We start from the raw sequence: 21,843 nt of genomic DNA, 5'->3' as shown, positions 1-21,843 counted from the left end.
GGCCGGTGTAGATGTCGACTGACAGGTCCATCTGTCATCACACGGTCTGTTCGCGAGCATAGCGCCCCCATCAGCGACGCACGATCCCCCGGTTACGGGCACCACCGCATACCGGCGTTGACGCCGGTAGTACAGCGCGGCGGGCCGCGCCCGGACCGGTCACAGCAGCCGCCGGATGTCGCCGCGGACCCGGTAGAAGCCGCCGGCCGCCGCGTGCAGGGCGTCCACGACGTAGCGGGCCCCGGGCTCCCGTATCGCACGCGGGAACTGCACGTTCCAGGAGGAGTCGTAGCCCTCGGACACCACATGCACGCGGAGGCGGCCGCTCTCCTGGACGCATTCGACGACGACCGTCCCGGCGGGAGCGTGGGCGACGGTGGCCACCGAGCCCGCGGCCGTGGCCGGAGCGTAGGTCGGCAGCGCGGCGGCGAGCTTGACGTCCCGCGCCACCGGCACCGTTCCCTGCTGCGCCGCGGACACGGCCGTCTCGCTCGCGTCCACGCACACCAGCGAGCCGTCCGTGGTCACCACATACAGCCGCTCGTCGCGGTACTGCATCGACAGCGCCGAGCCGCCGCCCGTGCCGAGCTTCCACAGGCGCGTGCCGTCGCGGTCGAAGCAGTACACGGAAGAGGCGGCGTCACCGGCGAAGACGAACCGCCCGCCGGGCGATGTGGCGCACGAGTACACCGCGCTGTCGCACGCGTAGGTGGCCTCTATCGCGCCGGTCGCCTTCGACAGTCGTTGGACCACGCGGTGCGCGGTTCCCGCGTAGACGGTGTCGTCCTCCTGCCAGCCGAACAGGACTCCACCCCGGGTGGGTGCGTGCCACAGCTCGCGGCCCCCGTCGGGCGCGTAGGCGGTGACGCCCCGGTGGTGGCCGTGGTAGACGGCCCGGTCGTCCGCGCGGACCATCCAGGCGTGCTCGCCCTGACTGCGGCGGGCCCACTGGTGTTCGTCCTCGTGATCGATGACGGTCAGGCGGCCGTCACGGTCCGAGACGTTCAGGACGCCCTCGTGGATGTCCAGCCAGAAGATGTCGACGTCCGGCGCGATCTCGTACGCCGCGAACGGCAGTTTGGAGGACAGGTCGTACACCCTGCCGTCGTCGCAGCCCGCGTAGATCCAGAAGTCGTCGGCCACGAGGCACTTCACGCCGTCCGGCAGGCTGAAGCGGGCGAGTACGCCACCGTCGTGGTCCAGGGTGTAGACGTCGCCCGCCTGGTTGCCGACCCAGCAGTGCTCGTCGTCGACATGGATACCGAACGCCGAGGAGCCGGTACGGAACCGCCACAGCACGGGCGCCACGGCGCGGGCGGTGGACGGAGCCGAGGCGACCTGACGCCGGGTCACCGTGCGCGGCGCGCGCTGCCCGGGCACAGCCGGGGCGTATCCCTTGCGGACCTTCTCCCCCACCTTCTTCGCGGCGGCGGCCCGTGCCTTGTCCGCCGTCGGGAAGGTCGTCGTCTGGGTCTGTCCGGCTGCGCCGATCCGCCCGTACCGCACCGTCACCACTTGGCCGTCGACGGCCACTTCGTAGAACTTGTGCGCACCGCCGGCTTCCTGCGACAGTTCCAGATACGTGGTCGACACCGCGGACCCTGCAGACATGACAGACAGCCCCCTCCCCAAGAGCGGCCCCGCGGCCTTTCCGCCGGGTCCCACCGCTCACACCGTAGGGGGGGCCACTGACAATCGCCCCGCACCGCGGCTTGCGGACCGGGTGCTGCGGCTCGTGGTCACGGGCCGTGCGCGGCGGAGACATGGCCGGGCGGCCGGGAGGGCCATGGAAGTCGGCGGGATGGCGGCAGCCGTGCGGGCCGGCGTTCCCCTATGCCGCCGGCCCGCACGGACTCTGGTGGGCCACTCGCCATCGACCCCATGAGCCGGATCAGGCACCCCCCGGTCGCCTGATCCACTCCGCCGCAACCGCCCAGCGCCCGTGGGCCGGAGTGCGTCCGGGAACGTCGATGTCGCTTCGGTTGGAGTGTGGATCAGCGAGGGGGCGCACCGGTATGGGTAGAACTGCGTACGACGAACGGCCGGATGAGCGAAAGAGGACACATGGCACAGGGGCTGGACGTGGCCTACGAACGCATGCTGTCGGTGGCCACGGCGGCGCTCCACGAACGCGAACCCGCGCGGTTGTGGCCCCTGATGGCCGCCACGCTGCCGGATGTGTGCGGCGGCGAGGTCCTGATCTACAAGCTGGACGACTGGAGTGAGAGCGCGGGCACGGTCGGTACGGCGCCCGAGGCGGCAGCGGCGTTGGACGTACTCGACGACGAGGCACTGGGGCTTCTGCGCGCCGGGTTTCCGTTCGCGGGGCATTACGGGAGCGATCGCGACCGCGCGCCGGTCACAGCCGGCCGGGTGCTCGGTGCTGCCTGGTCCGCGAGCGCGACCGCATGTCTGGTCGACGATGCGCTGGACATGGACCATGTGCTGGCGATCCCGCTGCCCGAGGCGACCACCCCCATCACCGGGTGTCTCGTCTACCGCTCCGGAACGGACTTCACCGACGACCAGGTCAGCTTCGCCCGGAGGGTGCAGCCTCTGCCGGCGGCCGTCGACCAGCAGCGGCAACTCCTGGAACGCTGGCAGCGACTCGTCGCTCCTGGTGCTCCGCAGGAGGTGGCCGCGGACTGTGGTCTCACTCCTCGGGAGGCGGCCGTCCTGCTGCTGCTCACCGAAGCGCTGACCGCCGCCGCCATCGGCCGCCGCCTCGGCATATCCGACCGGACGGTGCACAAGCACATCCAGAACGTCTACCGGAAACTGGGCACCCGGGACCGCATCAGCACGGTGCTCCGGGCCCAGCAACTCGGCCTGGTCCCCGCACCGAACCCGCCCCACCGTCAGCGCGGATAGGCCATCGAGCCTGGCGGGCCCCTCCCGATGCCCGCCGGGCCCGGCGGCATGTCGCCGGGCCCGGGTGTCGGCGAGGCGATCCGTCAGTTGACGGCGAGCGCGGGCCAGGAGGGGCCGACCCGGCGGACATCCCCCGCACACCTCGCCCCGCCGGCCGTCACCCCCGTCCCGTCGGCAGCAGTCGGGCGATGGCCGGTTCCAGCCGGGGCAGCGCCCGTTGGCCCATCAGCGCCAGAGCGATCGCCGCGGCGACGCCCGCCCAGGCGAACGGTCCGAGCGGAGTGCAGCCGAACAGACGGCTGACGCCGGGCGTTTGGACGAGGGCGACGAGTGCGACGGCGGAGCCGAGGGCCGTCACGCGGACCAGCGGGCTGTCGCGGCGGTCGGCCAGGGTCTGGGCGAGCTGGGTGCCGACCACCCCGCACAGGGCCATCGTGCCGGCGCGGCGAGCAGTGCCCGGGGTGAAGCGGCCGATCAGCCAGGCCGCCACCGCGCCCAGGCAGGTGGTCAGCGCGCGATGGCGGATCTGCCGGATCAGGGGCGCCCCGAGGACTCGTGGCACTCCGTCCACGGATGCGGCGTCTTCCTCCCCCTCCCCGTCCTGCTCCCCCGTCGTCGTGGGCTCCTGCCGCTTCGGCGTCACCGCCACCGCCATGGCCGGGAACAGGTCCGTGAACAGGTTCACCAGCAGCATCTGACGGGTACTCAGCGGCGCGGTTCCCGACAGCAGGGTGCCGATGGCGCCGAAGCCGATCTCGCCCGCGTTCCCGCCGATGAGGATGGCGACGGCGTCGGCGACGCTGCGCCACAGGGCGCGGCCCTCGCGGACCGCCTCGACCAGGACGGTCAGATCGTCGTCGGTGAGCACCAGGTCGGCGGCGTTGCGGGCGGCGGCCGATCCCCGGGCGCTGATCCCCACGCCGACGTCGGCGGCGCGGATCGCCGCGGCGTCGTTGGCGCCGTCGCCCACCATCCCGACCACCCGGCCGGCGTCCCGCAGGGCCTCGACGACCTGGAGCTTCTGCTCCGGCGCGACCCGGGCCACGACGCCCGCGCCGGCCAGCATCCGGATCCTCACCGACCGGTCCGCGGCGGCGAGTTCTTCTCCGGTGACCACGACGGTGTCCTCGGGCCAGCCCAGTTCGGTCGCGATCGCCCGGGCGGTCCGCGGATGGTCACCGGTCAGCATGACCGGTCGTACGCCGGCGTCCCGCAGACCGCTCACCAGGGCCGTGGACGTCTCGCGCGGCGCGTCGGAGAGCGCCAGCAGACCGGCGAACTCCAGTCGGTCCAGCGGTCGTTCGATGACGTCGGACTCCTTCTCGTGCTCGCCCAGGGTGCGCCTCGCCACCGCCAGGACACGCAGGCCCTCGCCGGCGAGCGCCTGGGCCGTGGCGGACGCGTGGTCCGGCAGTGCTGAGCAGGCGGGCAGGACGGTCTCCGGGGCCCCTTTGACCACGAGCGTGCGCGGGCCGTCCGCGGCGCGGCCGACCGCCGCGGCATACCCGCGGGCCGCCTCGAACGGCAGGCCCGCGGCCTGCTCCCACTGCGGGTCGGCACCGGCCGCGTCCAGGACGGCCGCGTCGGTGGCGTGCACCGGCCGCTCGGTACCGCCGTTCAGCCGGGGGCAGGCACGCGCCGCGTCCCGTACGATTCCCGCGACCGCCGCCCGGGTCGCCCCGTGGACCGTGCCGTCGGCGTCGGCGACACGGGTCAGGCGCAGCCGGTTCTGCGTGAGGGTGCCGGTCTTGTCGAAGCAGACGGTGTCCATGCGGCCCAGGGCCTCCAGCGTGCGCGGGGTGCGTACCAGGACGCCGCGGTGGCCGAGGCGCCGGGCGGCGGCCAGTTGCGCGACCGTGGCCACCAGGGGCAGACCCTCGGGCACGGCGGCCACGGCGACGGCCACGCCGCCGCTGACCGCCTCCCGGACCGGCGTGCCGCGCAGCAGCGCCAGTCCGGTCACCGCCGCTCCGCCGCCCAGGGTGAGCGGGAGTGCCTTGCGGGTGAGTTCCTGCAGCCTGGCCTGCACCCCGGCGGAGGGCGGGGTGCGCGCGGCGAGCGTCACGGCACGGGCCGCCTCGGTGCTCTCGCCGGTCTGCACCACGACGGCCCGCGCGTGTCCCGCCACCACCGTGGTGCCCTCGAAGACCATGCAACTGCGGTCGGCGACAGGGGCGCCCGGGGTCGGATCGACCTGCTTCACAACCGGCAGGGACTCCCCGGTCAGCGCCGACTCGTCGACCTCGAGGCCGTCCTGCCAAAGCAGGCGGGCGTCGGCGGGTACGACGTCGTCCGCCTTGAGCTGGATCACGTCGCCGGGCCTGAGCCGGGCGGCGTCCACCGTCCGCGCGGGTTCCGCCGCGTCGTTGTGCGCGGGTGCAGGTGCCACGCGTGCCTTCTGCTTCTGCTCGGCGAGCAGGCCGGACAGCGCCCGTTCGGCCCGCAGCCGCTGGATGCCGCCGACCAGCGCGTTGAGGTCGAGCGCGCCGACGACGAGCGCCGCGTCGACGACGGAGCCGAGGATCGCGGAGGCGGCGGAGCCGACCGCCAGGACGGGCGTGAGCGGATCGTCGAGTTCACCGCGCACCGCCCGGGCGAGTTGGAACGTCCAGCGCGCCGGGGCCAGGGCGGGCAACCGTCCGGCCGCGCGCGTCGCCTTGCGCAGCCGGGCCGTGGCCAGGTCGACCGGGTCCGGTTCGCGGGCTCGTTCGGTTGCCAGCCGGGCCTGGGCCTCCTGGGGCGGCAGCTCGTGCCAGGGCACGCGCGGACGGGGGCGCGGCGCGCGGGCCGCCGCGACGCCCAGCGCCGACCGCGCTCCGGAAACCAGGGCCGTCGCCGCGCTCACGTCGACCGGAACGTGCCGCAGGCCGGGCAGCAGACCCCGCCGCCCCCGGCCGCCCTTGGACTCGCCCACGGCCACCAGCAGACCGGAAAGCGCGGCACCGGAACGGGCCAGGGTCTGTGCGCGGCGCCCGACTGCGCGGGCCGCGGGGACCGCGACCAGCAGCCGCCACACGTCGGCGAGGCCGTGCACGGCCAGGACGTCCGCTCCCCATACGACGGCGGCGTCCCGGTCCGTGAGGGCGACGGCGACGTCGCCGGCGAGCAGCCCGGCCAGCACGGTGCGTTCGTCGGCCGAGCCAAGCCGGGCGACCGTGACGACGCCGCCGGAGTCGCCGCGCAGCCCGTGCACCACATCGTCCAGGGGGCGCCGCGCGTCCACGACCTGGTCGGCGAGGCCGGTGAACTCCTCAAGTGCGGGGTCGTCCACGACCACGACGCGCAGCCCGGCCCGGCGCGCCGCGTCCAGCACCACCTCGGCCCAGGGGTCCGCCTCGCCGCTCTCGGTGCGCAGCGCGCTCGGGTGCAGCACGACCGTGCCGGCCGTCTCCAGCTGCCGCAGCCGCTGCGGGTCGCGCACCAGAACGCCCTCTCGTGACAGCGCGCCGCTCAGGACGGCCTGGAAGGCGCCGGGTCCGTAGCGCGCGGCCTTCGGCGATCCCGCCAGCACCGCCTCGGCGGCCTCGTCGACACTGCGCTTGACCAGCAGCGTCACCGCGGCTCCGACCAGGCTTCCGGTGGAGGCGCGGGAGGCGTACTCCTGGGCCGGGGCCGTGCGCAGCGGCGGGCGCGGAACCTCGCCGGCGGGCACGCTGACCCGCTCCGGCGTGCACACCTCGTCGTGGACGGCGTCGAAGGCGGCGGCGCGCGCCACCGTCTCCGCCAACTGGCACGACCGCAGCGCTCCGTCGAGCACCAGGGACGTGGGTGTCTGGCCGGCGCCGTGTGCGGCCGCGTTCGCCCAGGCCAGCGCCAGGTCCATGCCGGTGCGGCCGAGCCGGGCGCGCAACAGGTCGCGAAAGCGCGGGTTCTCCCGCAGCAGTGTCACGGCCGCGGTCACCAGACGCGGCGACGGCGGCAGGCGCAGCGCCGAACCGATCACAGCGGCCGCGGTGCCGGCCACGTCGGCCGCCAGCGCGGTCGCGGCGGCCCGTACTCCTGCGGGCCCGGCCGGATGCGGGAACTCCTCCGGCAGGTCGTCCGCCCGAACCAGCCCGTGGCGTTCCGCGAGGCCGGTCGCGTCCTCCACCACACGGTCGGTGACCGCGTCCTCGGTCGCGGCCACCACCAGGCGGGCCAACCCACCGTCCCAGTACGCGAAGGCCACGTCCGGGTGTTCCGTCAGCGCCGCGGCCACCCGGCGCGCCCTCGTCGCGATTCCGTCCGCCCGCCGCTCCTCCCCCGGAACCGCCTGCCGCAGCGCGAGATGCGCCCGCGTGCCGGACCGCCACGGGCGGGGACGGCCCGGTAGCGCGTGCCGGGCGACACGGGCGACACGGACCGCGGCGTCCGCGCTCCGCACCCCCGCCCGCGCCGTCTGGGCCACGGCTCCCGCGGCCGCGCCCACGGCGGTCGGGGCCGACCGTTCGAACAGGTGGACCGCCGCCGGCACGATACGTCCAGCGGTGGCGGAAGGCCTCGTCAGCAGCGCAAGAACCATGACGCGCCCTCAGCCGGTGGTACGGGCGCGGCGCGTACCGGAGCCGTCGCGTCCGGAGGACGCCGAAGGCTTCTTCGAGGGCGCGGGCTCGGGTGCCGAGGCCGTGGGCTTCTTCGCCCGGGACGCCCTTGGCCGGGGTGCGGTGGAGGTTGTCCCCTCGCTCTCGGACACCCGGGCCGGAGCCTGCCCGGATGCCTGCGGTCGGGGCTGCGTGAGCCAGGCCACCGCCGCGCCGGTGAGGGCGACGGGCCACTCGACCACGCCCACGGCGCCGAGCACTCCGGCCCCGGCGTAGACCGCCAGGCGCCGCCCCCGCGGCGACACGGCGCCGACCTTCTCCAGCGTTCCCTCGGCCGCCCCGCCCACCATCCCGGCGCCGGGAAGCCGGCCCAGGGCCGAGGCCGCGCCGCGCACCGGCCGGGGAACGGCCCTCAGCGGCATCGGCAGGGACGGCGACTTCTGCTCTGCCATGACTCACCTCATCCGTGGTGACATCGCCTTCTTGCGGGGCCCGGGTTCCCGCGTCGGCGCCGGCCATCCCCGGGTCTTGGTCATCTGCGATGTGCGCAGCAGCGCGGCGAGGGGTTGAGTGACCAGCGGCGCGGCGACGGGTCAGGTGATGTGCCGCAGCAGCGCGGCGACGGCGGGGGGCGTCTGTCCCTGTGGGTGGACGACTCTCACCGTCCACGCCGGTGCCTGTCCGGCGAACGGGCGTACCGGCAGATCGGGGAACCGGGAGGCGAGCGACGGGGGCATGATGCACACACCCAAGCCGTGCCGGACCAGGTCGGTCGCCGCCAGCACGTCGTTCACCTCGAAGGTGGCGGCGCGTTCGACCGAGGCCGCCCGGAAGGCCTTGTCGACCTCGTGCCGGATCGCCCAGCCCGGGGGGAAGTCCACCAGCGGCAGGCGGGCTGCTTCGGCCAGGGTCACCGGCCGCCGGCCCGGCGGGGCACCGGTGGCCGGCCCTGTCACCAGGACCATGTCCTCCTGGGCCAGCAACCGGGCTGTGAGTCCCCGCATCTGGGGTGTGTCGAGGGCGACGACGGCCAGGTCCACGCTGCCGTCGCGCAGCGTCTGCGGGATGTCGCCGACAGGGGCCTGGCGCAGCCTGAGCGTCACCGCGGGGTACTCGCGGTGGAAGCCGGCCAGTGCCTGGGCGAGGCCGGTGAACAGGCCCTGCATCACACCGACGGTGATCTCGCCGCGCAGTGCGTCCTTGAAGGGGTCGACGGCCGTACGGGCCTGTTGGGCGGCCTGCAGGGTGGCACGCGCGGCAGGCAGGAAGGCCTCTCCCGCGGGGGTCAGCGACACCAGGTGAGTGGTGCGTTGGAACAGCGGTGTGCCCAGCTCGCGCTCCAGGGACTGCACCGTGGTGGACACCGCGGACTGCACCACGTGCAACCGCCGTGCCGCCGCGCTGAACCCGCCTTCTTCGGCGACCGCGACAACGACCTCCATCTGCCGGAGATCCATGGCCGCCTCCTCCCGTATCGACCCGTTCGGTCGACCCCTTCGGTCAACCCGTCCGGTCAGCCTCGGGGATGACCGTCATATCAGGCACCGTGCCGCGCGGGTCACCATCACCCCGAGCACCGTAGCGGCCGCCGAGCGGCTGCCGCCTGGCCGCGACCCGGACGCCGGTACGGCATCTTCCCCGCGCAGCAGCGGTGTCGACGCAGGGTCGGGTGCCGGATGCTCAGTGAGCCTCGTGGGCGTACTTCTCGGTGGCGAGATAGATGCGGGTGGTCGTGCCGTCCGGGCCGGTGTGCAGGCGGACCAGGTCGGCGAGGATGTTCACCAGCAGCAGGCCCCGGCCGCCGGGCCGGGCGGAGGGCGGAGGGATGCGCCCGGCCAGCGGATTGGTGTGCACCCCCGCGTCGTTGACCTCGCACACCAGCTGCCGGGCCTCCGCCCACATGCGCAGGGTGCCCCGGCCGCCGCCGTGCACCACGCTGTTCGTGGTCAGCTCGGCCACCGCCAGCTCCAGGTCCGCGGTCCGGTCTTTCGCCAGGCCCAGCAGTACCGCCTGCTCGGTGGCGAAGTGGCGGGCGGCGGGCAGTGCGGCGGCGTCGAAGGGGAACTCGGCGGCGCCGAACGGTGCGGGCGGCAGGGGCTGGTTGTACCGGCTGACGACCTGTTCGGGCGCGTAGGCGCCGCTGGCGCGCTCCTGGCCGCGCTCGATGACCGTCGGGTGGGTGGCGTGCGCGTCGGCGAGCACCGCGGAATCCAGCCGGGAGGTGTCGTACGGGCACAGGATGCTCACGGCCCGGCCCCGGAAGGCCGCGTTGATCAGGGCCTCGTGCTGCACACACGCGGGGTACTCGGTCGCGGTGCGTCCGGCCCAGATGGGCTCCCCGACGATCCGTACTCGCCCCGTGGGGTGGGCGTCCGCGAAGCCTCGCAGCACCCGGGGGATGATCCGCCCCGGATTGCGCCCGGCCTCGGTCATGTCCAGGAACTGCACGGCCTCGCCCTGTGCGCCGAGAGCGTCCCGCAGCAGACGCAGATTGTCACCCGGCACGGCCACTGCCACCGGCTCCCCGGCGGCCAGCCCTTCCTGCACGAACGACACGGTGCCGGCCAGGTACTCGTCGCGGCCGGAGTAGAACAAGGCGGGGTGCCAGAACCGGTGGTCCACCTTCGTACCAGTCATGACTGCGCCACCTCGATCACCGACAGCTCGGGCCAGAACAACTCCAGCGTTCGCCGCAGACTCGCCGGGGGCTGCAACAGCACGATGCGCCGCCCTTCCCCCAGAGCTTGGGCCGCCGCCACGAGAGAGGCGGCGCCGCGGACGTCGATGAAGGTGACCGCGGACAGCTCCAGATGGCACACCGGCTCGTCCCCGTCCACGAGTTCCTCCAGCAGAGGCTCCCACACCGGCTGCGTCGCCAGGCTGATTTCACCCACCGCCCGCATCCCGGCCCGGTCCGGTAGCGGGCCGCCCTCCAACGTGGCTGTCGGCAGGAGCTGGGAGGCCGCCTGCCGCTTGCCTTGTGGTGTGTCCATCTCTCCACCTCGTGCGGCTGCTCCGGAACCCGGCCAGTATGGCCTACGGCCCGGCGACGCCATGCGGCGGTATCCCGCGGGCGGGCACACGGCACCGGCCGGAACGGTCACGGCGCTTGTCACTGCCCGGCCTCCGTGCCGGGCACGCCGCCCGCCGGGGCACCGAGAGCGGCAATCGCCCCTGCGTCGCGGCCGGTGGCGGGCGCCGGTGAGCCGAGTGCCCGGTAGGCGACCGTGCCGGCTCCCCCGGACGGCAGGGCTTTGGTCACAGGCCACGTAAGCGAGTACTCCCCTGTGGTGTAGGAGCTCGGAGTTCCGAGCGAGGTGGGGACCGGACAGACCCTCCGAGTTCCCCGGGCGCGGCGCACAAACGCCGCCGGTCGAGCGGCGGCTGATCGGGTGCTGTCCGTGGCCGGGAGACCGCGCGCCGCCGCGACCTTCAGCGGCGTATGAGGCCGGTGCCGGGCGACCGAGCTCCACGAGCACAGATGCGGCCGCCTCTCAACCGGGACGAGCGTCGCCGACGGCACCGCAGCGGGGCCCGGTGCGCGGTGGTAAGCGGAATGCATGAAACCCTCGCGTATCGCCGCTCGTCTGTGCTCACTTCTCACCGCCGTCTGCACCCTCACCGCAACTCCCACGGCGCACGCCGCGCCTCGGGGGTACGCCACCGGGTACGTCGCCCTCGGCGACTCCTACTCCGCCGGTGTCGGTGCCGGCAGCTATCTCACCTCCAGCACCGACTGTCTGCGCAGCAGCCACTCCTTCCCCGCGTTGTGGGCCGCGGCCCACGCGCCGTCCAGCTTCGACTTCACCGCCTGCAACGGCGCCCGCGCCCTCGACGTGCTGAGCCGCCAGCTCGGGTCGCTCAACGCCCGCACCGGGCTGGTCACCATCACCGTCGGCGGCAGTGACGCCGGCTTCTCCCATGTGATGACGACCTGTGTGCTGCACGGCTCGGGGACCTGCCTGGACGCCGTCAGGGAAGCGCTCGACCGCATCGACGGCGCCCTCCCCGGCGACCTCGACCGCCTCTACGCCGCCATCCGGGCCAAAGCCCCCCACGCCCATGTCGTCGTCCTCGGCTACCCGCACCTGTACCAGCTCAACGGCAGCTGCAAGGCGGGGCTGGCGGACACCACCCGCTCCGCCCTCAACGGCGCTGTCGACCGCCTCGACAAGGTCATCGACGAACGGGCCACGCACCACGGGTTCACCTACGTCGACATCACCGGCGCCTTCACCGGCCACGAGATCTGCTCCCCCGCCCCATGGCTCCACAGCGTCAACTGGCTTGCCCCGACCGAGTCGTACCACCCCACCGAAAAGGGACAGTCCCAGGCCTACCTGCCCGCCCTGAACCGCACCGCCTGAACTTCGCTCGGGTCCCGCCGTTCTCGGCACCCCGACAGGTCCGCCTCAGGTCACACGGGGTGGCACCCCCTGGACCTGCGCCTCATCCGGCTGCCAGAACGTCTTCATCCCGAGACGCCGCAACCGCGAATGACGCAAAACTGGGTACATCCACCTGAATGGGGGAACTGTGTATGTAAGGAATAAATCAATCCTCATCGAGAGGCACAGCGATGTCGTATCCGCAGCACTCCAGTGGAATGGGCACGCATCCCGAGATAGCGGAGATGCGGGAACGGCTCGAGCGCACGGCGGCCAGCGGCGGGGCGATCGCCCTTGAAGGGATGATCCTCCTGGCGGGTGTCTACGCCGCGATATCACCCTGGGTCGTGCACTTCTCCGGTACGCCCTTCATCACCGTCAACAACCTGATCGTCGGCATCGCCGTCGGCCTGATCGGGCTCGGTATGACCCTGGTGCCCGAGCGCATGTTCCGCCTGGCCTGGGTGGTCGTCCCGCTCGGTGTGTGGCTCATCATCTCGCCCTGGGTGGTCACCGCCACGCACAGCGCGCGGGCCGGCATCATCGCGAACAACGTCGCGGTGGGTGCGGTGACGGCTGCGCTGGGCCTGGCAGCCATGGGTCTGACCATCGGCGTCGCCCGCCGCGCTCCGCAGTGAGACCGCGGTACGGCACAGCCCCTGGTGAGCGTGCCGGTGTACGCGACTCGCGCACACCGGCACGCTTCCGGCCGCCTCGGCGCACACCGGCACGCTTCCGGCCGCCTCGGCGCACGACGGTCCGATGGGCCGCCCGCCGCGGCGCCTCACACGGGTGAGGCGTCCTGGAGCTCCAGCACCCGCGTCAGGACGTCCGAGCGGAACAACGTGCGGGCGTGGGCGACGCGCCGGTCCCGGTCGGGACCCGGGGTCGTGAGGCGGTCCAGCGCATCGAGCAGCTCGGACTCCGTAGTGGCCACCTCCGTCAGGCCGAGCGCGGCCATTCGGTGGACGCCTTCGTCACCATGGCCCGGAAGCGGGCGGTATCCCACCACAGGCAGGCCCGCAGCGAGAGCCTGTACGGCGGTCTGACCTGCGGCGTTGTCCACCAGGGCACCGGCCGTGCGCATCAGCTCGGGCATGTCGGCGACCCAGCCGAGCGCGAGAACCCCCGGGATCTCGGCGAGGTGCTTGCGGAGCACGTCGTTGCGGCCGCACAGCACGACCGGGAGAAAGCCGTGCGCGACCAGCAGGCCGGCGGTGGCGGGGAGATGTGAGCCCGCTCCCCAGGCGCCCGCGGCGAGGATCACCGGGGCCCGCCCCGGAGCAAACCGGGCGAGGCGACCGGACCACCGCGCGTCGGCCGGGGCCGGGGTGAGGAACTCGGGGGCCACGGCCGGTCCGGTCGTCTCGGCGGGGACGGCGATGTCCTCCCGAACCTCGCGAGAGGCCTCGTCGGTGAGGCAGAAGTAGCGGTCGTTGCCCGGATGGAGCCACTGCCGGTGCACCGCGAAGTCGATCAGGAAGACGGCGCTCGGCACCCGTAGCCGGCCCCGGGACCTGAGGTGGCCGGTCAGTTGCGCCGCCAGGTGGAAAACGGGGAGGACGACATCGGCGCCCGTACGGTCCACGAGATCCGTCAGGCGGCCGCCCGCGAGGCGGGCCAAGGGCACACCGCTGGGACGGCGGCCGGGGCCCCGGCGCAGGAACGTGCGGTAGAGGAGGGCGTACACCCACGGGAAGTGCCGGACCGAGGACTGGTAGAAGCGGCGCAGCCCCGCGCCGAGGCCGTACGGCAGGAGGGCGAGGACGTCGACGACGTCCGCCTCGTGGCCGCGCTCCCGTGCGCGCCGCGCCAGTTCCCCGGCGACCGTGTCGTGCCCGGCCCCCATACTCGCGCTCACGATCAGGATCCGCCGGGAGCCGTCAGGGGGCGGAGGCGGCGGGGCCGCTGGGGCGGTGGCCGATCCCACCGAACGGGCTACCTCGGCCGCCGGGCCGCGGGCGGGGTTCATGGCCGCTCGCGTCGCTCGCCGTCGAGGCACGGGGGAAAATGCACGCACTGGTACTGATTGTCCCGAGCCGCACTTTCCAAACACGCCCGTATTGCGGGTTTCGCGGTGTAGCGAGCGGGATACTCACCGTCCGCTTCGTCCGCTTCAACCCTGTCAGCGCAGGAGTGCTCGAAGCCAGGAGCACCCGACCGACAGCCGTCGCCACCCGTTCCGTCCGTCCGGTGTTCGCCGTCGCAGCCGAGCCGAGGTCGCCGCCATGTCCCATGCTCCCTCCCCTCCTCGATCCCTCCCCGCCCTCTCCGTGGACGCTCCGTCCCCCTCCGCGGGCGCCGCGCCCCGGCGCATCGGTGACCGGGCGGACCACCCGGGCACGGCACTGGTGACCGGCGCCTCCTCCGGCATCGGGGCCGCCGTCGCGCGGCGGCTGGCCGCCGAGGGCGGCTGGCGTCTGGTGCTCAACGGGCGGGACGCGACCCGTCTGGCGCAGGTCGCCGACCGGGCAGCGGCCACCGGTTACCCGGCGGATCTCACCCGTCCCGGAGCAGGCCGGCAGCTGGCCGAGTTCGCCCTGGAGCGGATGGGCCGCGTGGACCTGCTGGTGGCGTGCGCCGGGATCGGCTGGGCCGGCGAGTTCAGCACCATGCCCCCACACGCCATCGACGAGGTGATCGACGTCGATCTGCTCGCCACACTGCATGTGGTACGGCAGCTCGTCCCCCATATGGTCCAAGCGGGCTCAGGGCGTGTGGTGATCGTCGGATCGCTTGCGGGCGCGGTCGGCGTGCGCGGTGAGGCCGTCTACTCCGCGGCCAAGGCGGCGCTGGCGGCGTTCGCCGACGCCCTGCGCTACGAACTGCGCGGTACCGGGGTGCGGGTCAGCCTTGTGGTCCCCGGTGTGGTGGACACCCCCTTCTTCGAGCGCCGGGGTGTGCCCTACCGCAGGTCCAGGCCGAGGCTGGTGCCGCCCGAGCGGGTGGCGGACGCCGTCTGGTGCGCGGTGAGCCGGGGCCGGGACGAGGTGTACGTGCCCCGCTGGCTGCGGCTGCCCGCCCGGATCCGTGGTGCGGCGCCCGGTCTGTACCGGCGGCTCGCCGCAACGTTCGGATGAGTGGCGGGTGAGCGCTCTCACCGTCGTACTCGCGCTTCTCACGGCGCTGTCCAACGCCTCGGCCTCCGTGCTGCAACGGCGCGCGGCGACGGACGCGCCCGCGGGCGGCCGCGGGGTGCGCCAGGCGGTGCGTTGGCTCGGTCAGGTGCTGCGGCGGCCGTACTGGCTGGCGGGGGCCGGGCTGCTGGCACTGTCGACCGTGTTCCAGGCGGCCGCGCTGGCCGTTGGCAGTCTGGCCGTCGTGCAGCCCCTGCTGGCCACCGAGTTGCTGTTCACCCTGGCCGTCGGCGGCGTCGTCTTCCGCGCTCGCCCGAGTCGGCGCACCTGGCTGGCGTTCACCGCCCTCGCCGTCGGCCTGGCGTTGTTCCTGGGGGTGGCAGCGCCCTCCCCCGGCCGGACCACGGCCCTGCCGGGGCGCTGGCTTCCGGCAGGGGTGGCCGTGGTGTGCGCCGTGGTGGCTCTGGTCGTCTCGGCCCGTGCGGTGCGGGGCGCGCCGCGTGCCGCGCTCCTCGGGCTGTCGAGCGCGGTGTCGTTCGCCGCCACGGCAGCGCTGCTGAAGGAGGTCATGGGACGGCTCCCGCAGGGCGTGGGGGCCGTGCTGACGCAGTGGCCGCCCTACATGACGGCCCTGATCGGCGTGGTCAGCTTCCTGTTGTTGCAGAGCGCGTTCCGGGCCGGGTCGCTGACGGCGTCGCAGCCCGCTCTGACTCTCGGGGACGCGATGGTCGGGGTGGCGCTGGGATTGGCGCTGTTCGACGAGCAGATCGCCCTCGGGGTGCGGGTGCTGCCCGAGGTGCTCGGCTTCGCGCTCATCGGTGCGGGCAGTATCGGACTGGCGGGCGCCCCGTGGGCCGGCGGTGCCTGGGACACGGCACCGAACGGCCGGGACGGGCCGGACCCCGAGGCCCGCGAGCGGGCGCCGGGGAGGCCGTCGGCCGCTGGCCCGGACGGCGAGCAGCCCGGCCCCTGACGACGATCCCGGTCCAACAGGGGCCTCGATCCGTGCCCGTCGCGATCCGTGCCGGCCGCGATCCATGCCGGCGCAGATGCTGCAAGCCCCGATCCGTGTCAGCCCCGATCCATGGCGCTCCCGCCCGATCCACGGCGGTCCCGCCCCGACGACGACCCGTCGCCCACGACGGCCCGGAACCCGGCGAAGCCCCGGGTGCCTGACGACAAGGAGGCAGTTGCCCGATGACTCGTCCCTACGGTCCCTCCGCCGGCGGGCGCGCGGCGGCCCTCCTGGCGCCGGTCGCGGCGGTCGCGGCGGTGCACATCGGCCCGGCCGCCACCTGGCTGCCCGGCCTGCGGCGCCGCTTCCTCCCCGGGCTCGCCGGGGTGGGCCGCCCCGACCACATCGCTCTGACTTTCGACGACGGCCCCGATCCCGGCTCCACACCGCACTTCCTCGACGCGTTGGACGACCTCGGCGTCCGGGCGACGTTCTTCGTGCTGGGCGAGAGTGTCGTGCGCTATCCGGCACTGACCCGGGACATCGCGGAGCGGGGGCACGAGCTGGCCGTGCACGGCTGGAGCCACGGCAGGCCCTGGCTGCCGTCTCCGGCTCGTGACACGGCGGACCTGGTCCGGACGGTGGACACGGTCCACGCCGCGGCGGGCCGTCGGCCCCTGTGGTACCGGCCGCCGTACGGGATCCTCACGTCGGGACGCTGGGCGGCGGCCCGGCGGGCAGGCCTGCGACCGGTGCTGTGGACGGCCTGGGGCAAGGACTGGAGGGCCGACGCCACGCCCGCCTCCGTACGCGCGACGGCCGGTACGGATTTGCGGGGTGGCGGCACCCTGCTGCTGCACGACTCGGACCATGCCGCGGCGGTCGGCTGCTGGCGCGCGACGCTCGGGGCGCTCCCCGGCATCGTGGACGACTGCCGTTCGGCGGGGCTGTCGGTGGGACCGCTCGGCGAGCATGCTGTGGGAGCCGGCGTGGAGGAGCCCGCGTCGCGGCAGACGGCGGGGTGCGTCCGCGGCGCCTGACGCCCGCCAACGGAGTGAACCGGACCACGGCGTCACGATCTGGCGGACTCCGGGGTCACCTGGGTCGCCGGAGAACACCGGCCGGCGGCGTCTGCGCCCGCGTGGCAAGCCGCCGCCGGGCGCGTCGCCGGGTGCGCCGCCGCCCGGGGCACCGCCGTCTCACCCCGCTCAGGGTGCCGCGGGCGACCGGCTCGCCGGCCAATGCGGTCGCGGCGTTCTGCGGCCGCCTGCTCCGGGCGTCCGGGGGCATGCTGGAGGAGTGATCCTTCTCGCCGCGCTGTTCGCCGTCATGGGTGCCGCCAGCAATGCGGTCGGTACCGCGTTCCAGCGCAAGGCGGCGTCCACGGTCGCGCGCGGCGGCGGCCTGCGGCTGCTGATCGAGCTGGCCCACCGGCCGGCCTGGGTGATCGGCATCGGCGGCGTCGTCGGCGCCGCGTTGTTCCAGGCGCTCGCCCTGGTCAACGGGCCGATGGCACTGGTGCAGCCGCTGTTCGTACTGGAGCTGCCGTTCGCCCTGATGATCGCCGCTCCCCTGATGCAGCGACGGCTGCCGGCCGCGGCCTGGTGGGCGATCACCGGTGTCGTCATGGGGCTTGCCCTGGTCCTCGGTTCCGCCGCTCCGTCCGGGGTGGTGGACCAGGCATCGATGGTGCGCTGGATCCCGGTCCTCGCGGCCTGCCTGGGTGCCATGGCCACCGCGGTCGTCATCGCCCGCCCGGGGCGCCCGCCGCTGTTCCGGGCCGCCGTGCTGGCCGCGGCCTCCGCTGTCGGCAACGCCCTGACCGCGGCGTTGCTGAAGTCCGCCACGGGCAGGTTCGCGCAGGGCGGCCTCGTCGCCTTCCTGCAGTCCTGGCAGACCTACGGCTTCGCGCTCACCGGTGTCAGCGCCATCCTGCTGCTGGAGAACGCGCTCCAGGCGGGCTGGCTGACCGCGTCCCAGCCGGCGCTCACCATCGGGGATGCCACGGTGAGCCTGCTGCTCGGCATCACCCTGTTCGACGAGCGGATCCGCACCGGCTGGTGGCTGCTGCCCGAGGCCATCGGCGTCGCCCTGATCGTGTGGGGAGTGGTGAGGCTGAGCCGGGCGGTGTCGAGGATCCGGACGCCTGAGGCCGACCCCCGGCAGGCGTTTGTGGGTGGGGGCCAGGGGGACTCGGGGCCGCAGGAGGACGAGGGCTGGGACAGCCGGGGTCCGCGCACCCGGCGGGGACGGGGACCCACGGGAGAACGGCCCGAAAGCGAAGGCTGACCCGGTGGCCGGCCCCCGAGGGAGGCATTCGTATGACGGTGGAAGACACGCGCTACGACCAGAGCGGCGACACGCCGCTGGCGGGCTACGCGCTCCTCGCGACGACGTTCACGGCGGGTACCGCGGTGTTCGCCGCGGTGGCACGCCGCCGGGGGCTGCGGCTGCCGCACCAGGTGCCGCCGTGGGACGTCGCCCTGCTGGGAACGGCGACGTTCAAGGCGTCCCGGCTGCTGACCAAGGACAAGGTGACCAGCTTTCTGCGGGCGCCGTTCACCCGGCGGGAGTCCGACAGCACGGCCAACGAGGTGATGGACCAGGCGCGTGGCAGCGGTGTGCGGCGCGCCGTGGGCGACCTGCTCTCCTGCCCGTTCTGCACGTCCGCGTGGGTGGCCGGGGCGCTGATGTGCTCCTACACCGCCGCGCCGAGGGCCACCCGGCTGGTGTGCGCGGGTCTCACGGCCGTCACGGTGTCGGACCTGCTGCAGTACGGGTGGAGCGCGACGGCCGAGGCGGCCGAGGGCTGACGTCGGGCGCCCCTCCGGGCGTCAGGCGTGCCCCTCGGGATCCCCGGCCAGCCGTGCGGCGGTCTCCAGCAGCAGGGCGTGGACGAACGCCTGTGGGAGGTTGCCGCGCAGCTGCCGCTGGGCGATGTCGAACTCCTCCGCGTACAGGCCCGACGCCCCGCAGGCGGCACGGTTGCGTTCGAACCAGCGGTGGGCGTCGATCAACCGGCCCTGCTGGTGCTCGGCGAGCGCCATCACGAACCCGCACAGCAGGAACGCCCCCTCGGCGTCCCCGAGGGGGCGTTCGTCGTGCCGGAAGCGGTAGATGTAGTGGTCCTGGGCCAGTCGACGACGGCAGTCGGCCAGGGTGGCGCGGCTGCGGTCGTCGTAGGCGGGCAGGGCGCCGCGCACGGCCGGCAGCAGCAGGGCGGCGTCGGCCTTCGGATCGTCGGGGGTGCGCTGCCAGTGGCCGTCGGGATGCAGACAGCGCCGCGCGGTGGTGTCGAGGAGGGTGTCGGCGAGCCGGGCGCAGCGGTCGGAGAGCGGATGGCGGGGGGCCGCGGCGGCCAGGGCGCGCAGCCCGGCGACGCAGGTCAGTCGGCTGTGGGTCCACCACTGGGAGTCCAGTTCCCAGATCCCGGCGTCCGCCTCCCGCCACCGCTCGGCGATGGCGCGCACCGCGATCTCGGCGGCCTTCCACCCGTCGGAGTCCAGCCGCTGCCGGCGTTCGGCCGCCGCGAAAAGCAGAAGGGCCTCGCCGAAGCAGTCCAGCTGGAACTGTTCCCTGACCTGGTTGCCTACACGGCTGAAACCGCCGGGGTAGCCGGGCAGGTCGAGTTCCCTCTGGCCGGGGACGGGGGTGCCGTGCACCGTGTAGGCGGGGGCCAGGCGCGGGCCGTCCTCCCGCAGCCGCTCACCGACGAAGCGCACGGCCCCGTCGAGGAGCTCGGGGGCGCCGGCGGCGGCCGCGGCCTGCCCGGCGTAGCTCTGGTCGCGGATCCACACGTAGCGGTAGTCGTAGTTGCGCCCCGCCTCGGCACGTTCCGGCAGGCTGGTGGTGGCGGCCGCGACCATGCCGCCGCCGTGGGTGGTCAGGCCTCGCAGGACGGCGTAGGCACGGCGGGCGTCGCGCGGGGCGATCGTGTCGTCGAGCGGGGGTACGGCCTCGCGCCAGGCCTGCTCCGTCGCGGCCCAGGCCTCGGCGGCCCGCGGCGCGGTGCGGGGCAGAGGTGAAGTGGAGCACTCGAGGACCAGGTCGTGGCGCTCGCCGGGTTCCAGCACGATCTCGGCTGTCAGGCCCTGGCCGCGGGCGACGGCGAACGGGGCGCCCTGCCAGCGCAGACGGTGGGAGCCCGAGGTGAGGTACCACACGCCGTCGTCGGTGCGGTGCGCGGAGGTCACTGAGGATCGGCCGTAGTCGCCGTGCGGCTCGAGCAGGACCCGTACGTGGGCCACCGTGTCGACGGCGTGCAGTTGCCGCAGCAGCACCAAGCGGCTGGATTCGCCGGGGAAGGCGAGGGCCTCCCGGCACTCGACGATGCCGTCGGTGGTCACCCAGCGACTGCGCCAGACGAGGGTGCCCTCCTCGTAGTAGCCGCCGAAGACATGGCGGCCCCTGGGTGTGATGGCGTAGACACCGCCGCCGCCGATGAGCGAGGCGAAGACGGCGTCGTTGTGCCAGCCGGGTGAGCACAGCCAGCCGATGTCGCCGCAGGGGCCGATCAGCGCGCCGCGCTCCCCGTCGGCCAGCAACGCGTAGTCGTGCAGCGCGTGCGGCGGGAACGATGTGCTCATGGGTGCTGCCTCCTGGTTCGGCCGACCGGGGGAGCGCGGCCTGCGGGGTCGCAGGGACCTCAAGCCGTACGGCTACCCGGTTTGAGCTGCGGCATTGGCGCCGAGCGTGTGAGAAGCGTTCCGGGACGGCTGGAGAGATCCGTTGATTGGGCTGGGACCAGTGGGGAAACCGGTGCCGCATGCCAACGACCCGGCGACGTCCGCCGTCCCGTCCGGTGCCCCCGCCGCGCCCCGCCGCACCGCCACGGGCGCCCGTGGGGCGCGGCCACCGTGCCCGTCGGGGCGCGTGCGCACCGCGGGTCCTCACCCTGCGTCACTCACTCGGATGACGTACACCACCGAGCCACCGGCGCCGCGGCGACGGACGCTGATCGGGGTACTCGACGGTCTTCCGCGACGTCAGCGGCCCGGCGCCCGGAGAACCGGGCCCGACAAGCCGTCGCCGCGTAGGGAGGAGTTCTTCAATGGCCAGCCCTCTGTCACGGAACTGGGACCACGCCGTCGTCACCGGCGGCGCGGGGTTCGTCGGTTCCCACCTGTGCGCCGCCCTGCTGGAGGCGGGCGCCTCGGTCACCTGCGTGGACGACTTCAGCACCGGCCGGCCGGAGAACGTGGCGCCCTTGCTCGACCGGCCCGGGTTCACGCTGGTGCGGGGCAATGTGGCGGAGGGGCTGACCGTCGACCGGAAGCCGGATCTCATACTCCACTTCGCCTCCCCCGCGTCGCCCGCCGACTATCTGCGCCTGCCCCTGCACACGCTGGACACCGGCAGCCTGGGCACGCGCAACGCCCTCGACCTCGCGCACCGCTCGGGGGCGCGCTTCCTGCTCGCCTCGACCTCCGAGGTCTACGGGGACCCGCAGCAGAACCCGCAGGACGAGCGGTACTGGGGGCATGTGAACCCGATCGGTCCGCGCAGCGTGTACGACGAGGCCAAGCGGTTCGGTGAGGCCCTGGCCACCGCGCACGCCGAGGCGAAGGGCACCGACACCGGCATCGTGCGGCTGTTCAACACCTACGGTCCGCGGATGCGGGGGCACGACGGCCGCGCGGTTCCGACGTTCGTGCGGCAGGCGCTCGCCGGTGAGCCGCTGACGGTCACCGGTGACGGACGCCAGACGCGGTCCCTGTGCTACGTCGACGACACCGTCCGCGGCATTCTCGCGGCGGCGGCGCACGGCATGCGTGGCCCGGTGAACATCGGGAACCCCTCCGAGATCACCATGCTGGAGCTCGCCCGTCTGGTCATCCGCCTCACCGGGTCGACGTCGGAGATCCGGTTCATCGAGCGCCCGACGGACGACCCGGCCGTGCGCTGCCCCGACATCACGCTGGCCCGCGACAAGCTCGGCTGGGAGCCGCAGGTGGACGCCGAGGAAGGCCTGCGCCGCACCATCGACTGGTTCCGCGTCACCTCCGGGGGCTGACCCGCGCGCCCGCCCTCCG

Annotated in this window: 18 protein-coding genes; 9 read left to right on the top strand and 9 right to left on the bottom strand. The window is 73.9% G+C overall.

Annotation, left to right across the window (positions count from 1 at the left end; translation table 11 throughout):
• Positions 1–159: 159 nt before the first annotated feature.
• Positions 160–1,611: a WGR domain-containing protein gene (locus ACZ7L1_RS34465; RefSeq protein ID WP_471442993.1), complete on the bottom strand. Its 1,452-nt coding sequence runs from the start codon at positions 1,609–1,611 to the stop codon at positions 160–162.
• Positions 1,612–2,064: 453 nt separating this feature from the next.
• Here ACZ7L1_RS34465 and ACZ7L1_RS34460 point away from each other — a divergent pair, with 453 nt between their 5' ends.
• On the top strand, positions 2,065–2,871 hold the full coding sequence (locus tag ACZ7L1_RS34460; RefSeq protein WP_471442991.1) for a helix-turn-helix transcriptional regulator: 807 nt from the start codon (positions 2,065–2,067) through the stop codon (positions 2,869–2,871).
• Between the two features lie 157 nt (positions 2,872–3,028).
• Here ACZ7L1_RS34460 and ACZ7L1_RS34455 read toward each other — a convergent pair whose 3' ends face one another.
• The 6 genes from ACZ7L1_RS34455 to ACZ7L1_RS34430 form a co-directional block, all read right to left on the bottom strand.
• Complete coding sequence (locus ACZ7L1_RS34455; protein WP_471442989.1) at positions 3,029–7,372, bottom strand: HAD-IC family P-type ATPase; 4,344 nt, start codon at positions 7,370–7,372, stop codon at positions 3,029–3,031.
• Positions 7,373–7,381: 9 nt separating this feature from the next.
• Positions 7,382–7,843 (bottom strand): hypothetical protein, encoded by a 462-nt coding sequence (locus ACZ7L1_RS34450; RefSeq protein ID WP_471442987.1) that lies wholly within the window; start codon positions 7,841–7,843, stop codon positions 7,382–7,384.
• A 141-nt stretch (positions 7,844–7,984) separates the two neighbouring features.
• On the bottom strand, positions 7,985–8,848 hold the full coding sequence (locus tag ACZ7L1_RS34445; RefSeq protein ID WP_471442985.1) for a LysR family transcriptional regulator: 864 nt from the start codon (positions 8,846–8,848) through the stop codon (positions 7,985–7,987).
• Positions 8,849–9,071: 223 nt separating this feature from the next.
• Positions 9,072–10,028, bottom strand: coding sequence for an anti-sigma factor RsbA family regulatory protein (locus tag ACZ7L1_RS34440; protein WP_471442983.1), 957 nt, complete (start codon positions 10,026–10,028; stop codon positions 9,072–9,074).
• Entirely contained in the window at positions 10,025–10,384 is a 360-nt protein-coding gene (locus tag ACZ7L1_RS34435) for an STAS domain-containing protein (RefSeq protein WP_471442981.1), read from the bottom strand. Before ACZ7L1_RS34435 ends, ACZ7L1_RS34440 begins: the two co-directional genes overlap by 4 nt.
• 119 nt (positions 10,385–10,503) lie before the next feature.
• Complete coding sequence (locus ACZ7L1_RS34430) at positions 10,504–10,653, bottom strand: hypothetical protein (RefSeq protein WP_471442979.1); 150 nt, start codon at positions 10,651–10,653, stop codon at positions 10,504–10,506.
• Positions 10,654–10,951: 298 nt separating this feature from the next.
• On the opposite strand from ACZ7L1_RS34430, the gene ACZ7L1_RS34425 reads away from it, so the two are divergent.
• A complete protein-coding gene (locus ACZ7L1_RS34425) occupies positions 10,952–11,758 on the top strand; it encodes an SGNH/GDSL hydrolase family protein (RefSeq protein ID WP_471442977.1) in 807 nt (268 codons plus the stop codon).
• Between the two features lie 212 nt (positions 11,759–11,970).
• Positions 11,971–12,417, top strand: a complete 447-nt coding sequence (locus tag ACZ7L1_RS34420) for an SPW repeat protein (RefSeq protein WP_471442975.1) — start codon at positions 11,971–11,973, stop codon at positions 12,415–12,417.
• 146 nt (positions 12,418–12,563) lie between these two features.
• On the opposite strand, the gene ACZ7L1_RS34415 is transcribed toward ACZ7L1_RS34420, so the two are convergent.
• Positions 12,564–13,751, bottom strand: coding sequence for an MGDG synthase family glycosyltransferase (locus ACZ7L1_RS34415; protein WP_471442973.1), 1,188 nt, complete (start codon positions 13,749–13,751; stop codon positions 12,564–12,566).
• A gap of 256 nt (positions 13,752–14,007) precedes the next feature.
• On the opposite strand from ACZ7L1_RS34415, the gene ACZ7L1_RS34410 reads away from it, so the two are divergent.
• From ACZ7L1_RS34410 to ACZ7L1_RS34390, 5 genes are all read left to right on the top strand, one after another.
• Positions 14,008–14,859, top strand: a complete 852-nt coding sequence (locus tag ACZ7L1_RS34410) for an SDR family NAD(P)-dependent oxidoreductase (protein WP_471442971.1) — start codon at positions 14,008–14,010, stop codon at positions 14,857–14,859.
• A gap of 7 nt (positions 14,860–14,866) precedes the next feature.
• Positions 14,867–15,829 carry a DMT family transporter gene (locus ACZ7L1_RS34405; protein WP_471442969.1) on the top strand — a complete coding sequence of 321 codons (963 nt, stop codon included), beginning with the start codon at positions 14,867–14,869 and terminating at the stop codon, positions 15,827–15,829.
• A gap of 224 nt (positions 15,830–16,053) precedes the next feature.
• A complete protein-coding gene (locus tag ACZ7L1_RS34400) occupies positions 16,054–16,851 on the top strand; it encodes a polysaccharide deacetylase family protein (RefSeq protein WP_471442967.1) in 798 nt (265 codons plus the stop codon).
• A 259-nt stretch (positions 16,852–17,110) separates the two neighbouring features.
• Entirely contained in the window at positions 17,111–18,100 is a 990-nt protein-coding gene (locus ACZ7L1_RS34395) for a DMT family transporter (protein WP_471442965.1), read from the top strand.
• 32 nt (positions 18,101–18,132) lie between these two features.
• The gene (locus ACZ7L1_RS34390; protein ID WP_471442963.1) at positions 18,133–18,624 is read left to right on the top strand and encodes a DUF1360 domain-containing protein; all 492 of its coding nucleotides are present in this window, start codon (positions 18,133–18,135) and stop codon (positions 18,622–18,624) included.
• Between the two features lie 21 nt (positions 18,625–18,645).
• Here ACZ7L1_RS34390 and ACZ7L1_RS34385 read toward each other — a convergent pair whose 3' ends face one another.
• Positions 18,646–20,397, bottom strand: coding sequence for a glycoside hydrolase family 15 protein (locus tag ACZ7L1_RS34385; protein WP_471442961.1), 1,752 nt, complete (start codon positions 20,395–20,397; stop codon positions 18,646–18,648).
• Between the two features lie 464 nt (positions 20,398–20,861).
• Here ACZ7L1_RS34385 and ACZ7L1_RS34380 point away from each other — a divergent pair, with 464 nt between their 5' ends.
• Positions 20,862–21,824 (top strand): UDP-glucuronic acid decarboxylase family protein, encoded by a 963-nt coding sequence (locus ACZ7L1_RS34380; protein ID WP_471442959.1) that lies wholly within the window; start codon positions 20,862–20,864, stop codon positions 21,822–21,824.
• The last annotated feature ends 19 nt before the right edge of the window (positions 21,825–21,843 follow it).

It is taken from the genome of Streptomyces sp. NPDC107546, from assembly GCF_055639175.1.
Note: the sequence above shows the minus strand (reverse complement) of the source record. Positions and strands in the feature narration are given on the sequence as shown.